The 4,579-nt window shown below is 57.8% G+C and carries 5 protein-coding genes and 1 pseudogene; 5 read left to right on the plus strand and 1 reads right to left on the minus strand.

The features are described 5' to 3' along the window. Window positions 1-731: 731 nt before the first annotated feature. The 4 genes from X728_RS1000000170840 to X728_RS137095 all read left to right on the plus strand — a co-directional run bounded on the left by X728_RS1000000170840 (window position 732) and on the right by X728_RS137095 (window position 2,467). On the plus strand, window positions 732-1,055 hold the full coding sequence (locus X728_RS1000000170840; RefSeq protein WP_155924073.1) for a hypothetical protein: 324 nt from the start codon (window positions 732-734) through the stop codon (window positions 1,053-1,055). Window positions 1,056-1,218: 163 nt separating this feature from the next. Continuing rightward, entirely contained in the window at window positions 1,219-1,473 is a 255-nt protein-coding gene (locus X728_RS1000000171210) for a hypothetical protein (protein WP_196815132.1), read from the plus strand. A gap of 34 nt (window positions 1,474-1,507) precedes the next feature. Next, window positions 1,508-1,699, plus strand: a complete 192-nt coding sequence (locus tag X728_RS137100; RefSeq protein ID WP_023833317.1) for a hypothetical protein — start codon at window positions 1,508-1,510, stop codon at window positions 1,697-1,699. Between the two features lie 471 nt (window positions 1,700-2,170). Beyond that, window positions 2,171-2,467: a DUF768 domain-containing protein gene (locus tag X728_RS137095; RefSeq protein ID WP_023833319.1), complete on the plus strand. Its 297-nt coding sequence runs from the start codon at window positions 2,171-2,173 to the stop codon at window positions 2,465-2,467. 1,391 nt (window positions 2,468-3,858) lie between these two features. Here X728_RS137095 and X728_RS1000000170845 read toward each other — a convergent pair. Continuing rightward, entirely contained in the window at window positions 3,859-4,125 is a 267-nt protein-coding gene (locus X728_RS1000000170845; RefSeq protein WP_155924074.1) for a hypothetical protein, read from the minus strand. A 247-nt stretch (window positions 4,126-4,372) separates the two neighbouring features. Between X728_RS1000000170845 and X728_RS1000000170850 the strand changes: the two are divergent. Next, window positions 4,373-4,579 (plus strand): annotated as a pseudogene (locus X728_RS1000000170850) (hypothetical protein); the annotation flags it as partial.

Below are 4,579 nucleotides of genomic sequence, written 5' to 3' on the forward strand. Positions count from 1 at the left end.
GGCAAGAGCGCCTAGCTATTGAAAACCGAGCGACTTCTTTCGTTTGCCGCTTTAGGTATTGCGCAAGAGCAACACCTAAATGTGAGTTATCGCGACCTCGGCGCCTCTGTTTGACAATCGTGGCGGCCTCACTGCATTTTTCGCGTTGAGGGACAAACGTGGGGATCCTGCATGAAGAAGCCATATCAGAAGCCTGATTGAAGAAGCGCGAGAAGCTCTCGGCCGTAACGGCTGTGTGCACGCCATCAACCTGCAGCGATGAGTGAGGAACCTTTAGGCCCAAGGCGTTTTGCCGAATTCACACTAGAGAGGGAATGCAGTGAAGAAAGAATACAGGAAGCCGGTACTGACCAAACGTGGGCGTCTCAGCGCGGTGACGGCGGGAGNGGAATGCAGTGAAGAAAGAATACAGGAAGCCGGTACTGACCAAACGTGGGCGTCTCAGCGCGGTGACGGCGGGAGGGTTACCTAGTGTTATTGTCTTGGCCGCCTGAGCCCTTATAACCCAACGAGTGCCCTGCAACACAAGCCCGCTGGCCTCGGTCGGCGGGCTTTTCCTTTGTTTAGGAACAACGAGTAAATGGAAAAGTTGGTCCACCGCAGTGCTCGGTGAGGATGCCTTACCGCTGCCGGCCGGCGGCAAAGGGTCCGGCCGCGCTTTCCTTCCTAGTGTGACGTGGCCCTGAAGCTGCCAAGTTGTTCCTGCCTCACTGATCCAGTTCAAGCGGATCGTGATCTGGCTGCTCGTGCCACATCACTTGGCGGAAATCGCGTTTGTCGACCTGCTGACCGCAGATCGGGCATGCGTGAAATCGATCGCCCCCGTCCTGCGGTTGGTGTGGCTTGCCGGGGATAGGCGGTCCAAGGTCGGCTATTCTAGTCATGCTCGACCGAACACGATGCTGCGCAAAAGTTCCGTCAGTTTGGTCTCTCAGTTGGTGAAAGAAATCGCACCAAAAGAGGTAGTCATCTGGTCAACCGTCGAAATGAGCCTCCAAAGCGCAGTGCGCTCCGGCGTTCGCCGCTTCCATCCCATAGAGTTCGATCTCACTTGATCTCTGTCGACGAAGATCCGCAATCTTCAAAGCGGCAAAATCACCGCTCTGCGTCCCGAGCCTCCGTGGACCGAATATTCCCACCTCTAACGGCGACCTATATGATCCCCTCATGGCAACTCTGCGGTACGAGGTAAGGCGGGAACCGGATGGGACGTGGACAGTGTTCGACGTGTTCACCGGCCAGCCGGCTATTGTAGCGGGCCACCCATCTGTCGACCTTCCCGACACGGATTATGCCGAAGAGCTGGCCGCCATCCTGAATGCCAACGACCTGAAGCAGAGGCTATCTCACGGGAGGTCCCCGGAGGGTTTGCCTGACCGAAGTGGCATTAACCCCGTCGTGTTGCCCATCCAGGATGGTTCGTCCGATCCGAACAAGCAATTGTTATTGATCTACCGGCTACGACGGTCTTAAGTCGACTTGCCATTGCTTTTCGTAGGAGGACGTGATGGGCAACGTGGTGCCAATCTGGAAGGTCGCGCCTTGCGTGCAAGTGGTCGGAGCCAGTGGCGAATGGGTCGTCCGCATCATTGAAACTGACCAGGAGATTACACGCTCATTCGCCCTGGAATCGTTCGCGCTGTCCTTCGCGGAAGGCCAGCGCATACGCCTCCATCTCGACAAGGTTGTGCGGCTTTAGGACTCGCTACGGTTGGATAACCTCAGGCGCCGCGACGGTGAATGGCCGATGGATGTGGAACAAGAAATTGCCGGTCTCCTGCATTGCCGTCATATGCTGGTAAGCCGCTAGAACGAAAAAAGGAGGCGATCTAACCCGATCGCGCCAACCAAGGCCAACACATAGGCGATAGCAATTCCTATAATCGCTGGGAGAACGAAAATGGCCGACGCCATGGTTGGGGAACCCGGGTGGGTAGGCGCCGGCCACAAGCGGAANCAACACATAGGCCTATAGCAAGGGGTCTATAATCGCTGAGAGAGCGAAAATGGCCGACGCCATGGTTGGGGAACCCGGGTGGGTAGGCGCCGGCCACAAGCGGAACAGGCCCGCCGCGGACACACATGCTGAATTGTCATGAGGTGGTTATGGTGTGATCGCGTAAGAGCTTAGATGACCGGAACCTAATAAACGCGGCGCGCTTATCTGTTCATGAGCACGCGCGGCGCAAACTTTCTGCAGAAGTGGATTTCGAACAAGGTCCCCAATACCGTCGGTGCCGGTATAATCTCCATTGCCGAGCTGACCCAAGAGCTTTTCGCCGATGCTAAAGCGCTCGGCATCAAAACCACAGAGATCGAGGAAGANATTGCCGAGCTGACCCAAGAGCTTTTCGCCGATGCTAAAGCGCTCGGCATCAAAACCACAGAGATCGAGGAAGATGTCGGCAGCGCCTACGAAGCAATCCTCAACGCGATCGTCCGTCGCAACGACCACCTGGCAAACTGATAATGTCGCGCTACTAAGGGCGAGATACAGCGATAGAACAGGTCTTCCTTTGTTTGGCGGCCCTGTATTCAGCTTCCCAAGGCAATGCGTCGAAGTCGGGCTTGTGCCCCGCTTCACGGTAGGCGGCCTGAGTGAGGAAACCTGCTTTGTCCCGCTCCACAACGCAAACAAACGGCGGATTCCCCGGGCACCTATAGACGCCTACAGCTTTTTCCATGCAACAGGTGTGCTACGGGTGCTCGAAGATGTCGTCCTTCATTGCGATGACAGAACATGAGCGAGGATAGCAGCGGCCCGGCATCACTGAAGGTGCGGGTTGGTTGGTAGCAAAGCCCGTAGATATCGCTCTAGCGGCCACTACGGCCACCTTGCTGATGCGCCAGAAGTCCTGGCGGAACCCGCCACATTTCGCCGGGACATGGATCAATCGCGCAGGGCCATCCGAGCCTCACGCGAACTGCTGAAGCGCCTTCGTAAACGTATCGCAACGACATGGCGCAAGGTTGGGACGATGCCGATCCGGCTACTGTTGCCGTCTCCGCGCTCCAAGGCCGACGTTCTCCATTCAAGGCCTAGTAAGCGAAACGGGTCCGCCTGGGTCTCGGTTGCGCGATTTAGCCGAGGCCCTGGTGCACGATTTCACTGGGTGCGAGCGGATCGAGGCTGGCTTGGTGGATTGGATCATCGCAAGTAGCGCGGTCCATGAGCGGCCCAGCAGCTGGTTGCGGGGGGACTTTGCAGCGGGTGGCTGCTGGGCCTGACCGGGTGGGGGTTGGGGCGTCCACGCCGGCTCGCGAACATATGCGCACTCCCGCCGGTGCCAGCGAAACATACAAACAAACGAAGGAAGCGATCTAACCAGCGATCGCCATTTCCGAGCCAACGCCTTATGAGACCTAAGCGCAGCTTGCCGCATGGTCCCAATTTGGGACGATAGTTTGCCACCCATATTGCACCCACATCTTTCGCCGGCTGATCCCCGGTCCTGATCGCGTACTCTGATCAGGGGTAAGGCTCGCCGGGCTCGAGGTAGTTGGGGTCTTCGCCCGGCGAGTTGTCTAGCAATGCTCAGTTATGTGATGCCATACACCGAAATGCCGCAAGCATTCCGCTGTTGTGCATCGTCCGACCAAGGTCCGATCGGTGTGGGACTTCAGTCGCGCAAAAGGCCGATATGGTCTGCAACTCCGGATTTTTTGTTAGATTTCAGACGATACATCGCTTCGCAGTCGTCAGTCGCTCATTGCAACAAGCATTTATCTAAAGTTCATTCAGTCGAATTAGGAAACTCTTATAAGCCGCTCTATAACGAATCGGCGAGGTGACTATTCGCCTGAGGAGGTACCATGACGTCCCGAAAAACGCTGTTGGCAGCGCTTGCCGCGCTTGCACTAGTGACCGCTCCTGCTTTCGCTGGCGCGGGCGGAAACGGTGGTGGTCACGGCAATGGTGGTGGTCACGGCAATGGCGGTGGTCACGGCAATGGCGGTGGTCACGGCAATAGCGGCAAGTCCGGCAACAGCGGCGGGAAGTCCGGCAACAGCGCTTCGCACGGCAAGTCGGCATCGGCTCACGCCGGAAAGAAGGCCTCGGGCGAAGACCAGGTCGCCGTCGACGACATTGAGGTCGCCGCGACGCCCAAGGACAAGAACATCCACGCCAAGCTTGGCCGGCTGAACTCGCTGCAGCGCAACATCAACGCTTATATGAACTCCAAGAGCAAGAAATTCGCGGGCGTTCAGGCTTATGTGACAGCGTCGGCGGCCGCAAAGAGCGCCCAAGCCGCGGTAGATGCCGCCCAAGCCGAAGTCGACGCGTTGAACGCCAAATTGAACGACCCGAATACTCCGGCCGACCAAGTCCCGACCCAGGAGCAGATCGATNGTCGACGCGTTGAACGCCAAATTGAACGACCCGAATACTCCGGCCGACCAAGTCCCGACCCAGGAGCAGATCGATGCAGCGCAGGCGGCGCTCGATGCCGCCAATATAGCGGCGGCCGATGCTGTTGCCGCCGTCCCATCGCTGGATGACGCGCTCACCGATATGGCCAACAAGCCGGTCGACGCCGAGGTCACCGAATGGGCCAACGGCGTGCTTGCCGAGAAGATC

The organism is Mesorhizobium sp. L103C119B0 (assembly GCF_000502235.1).
Taxonomy (GTDB): domain Bacteria; phylum Pseudomonadota; class Alphaproteobacteria; order Rhizobiales; family Rhizobiaceae; genus Mesorhizobium.

Excerpts from the sequence above, each read along its gene's own strand:
- X728_RS137100 (WP_023833317.1), top strand. The coding sequence starts at position 1,508 with ATGGGCAACGTGGTGCCAATCTGGAAGGTCGCGCCTTGCGTGCAAGTG.